The following is a 341-nucleotide window of genomic DNA, read 5'->3' as shown; positions in this document are numbered from 1 at the left end:
AGTCGATTGGCGCGCCAATTGGCAACTGTCATCCGTACTGATCAGCAAAAGCGCATCCGCAGCCAGAAAAACACCGATGGTTCCGGCTATGAGCCGCGTCGTCGCCGTATCCTGCGTTCACAAAAGGGCATTCGTTTTATCCATCGGGGGGAAGTCCGCGACTTAAAAAATTGGCGGGCGACCCGTGGCCGACGGGGACGCATGATAACCGGCTTCGATGAAGACCGGGGCGCAGTACGGTCATTTTATCGCAGTGAGATTGAGCGTTATCTGGAAATCAACCGGAGCGAAACCCGCAAAACCACAACACGGCGCAACCCGATGTTTCAGCGCCTGAGAGC

Annotated in this window: 1 protein-coding gene; it reads left to right on the top strand. The window is 56.0% G+C overall.

Annotated features, from left to right (window positions below; all coding sequences use genetic code 11):
• Nucleotides 1–18: 18 nt before the first annotated feature.
• Nucleotides 19–341, top strand: a 323-nt coding sequence (locus tag NXS07_RS22645; RefSeq protein WP_308686651.1) for a phage virion morphogenesis family protein, incomplete at its 3' end; no start/stop codon positions are given.

The organism is Xenorhabdus bovienii (assembly GCF_024721015.1).
In the GTDB taxonomy this organism is placed as follows: domain Bacteria; phylum Pseudomonadota; class Gammaproteobacteria; order Enterobacterales; family Enterobacteriaceae; genus Xenorhabdus; species Xenorhabdus bovienii.
The sequence above is the reverse complement of the archived record's forward strand: the minus strand, read 5'-3'. Positions and strand labels throughout refer to the sequence as shown.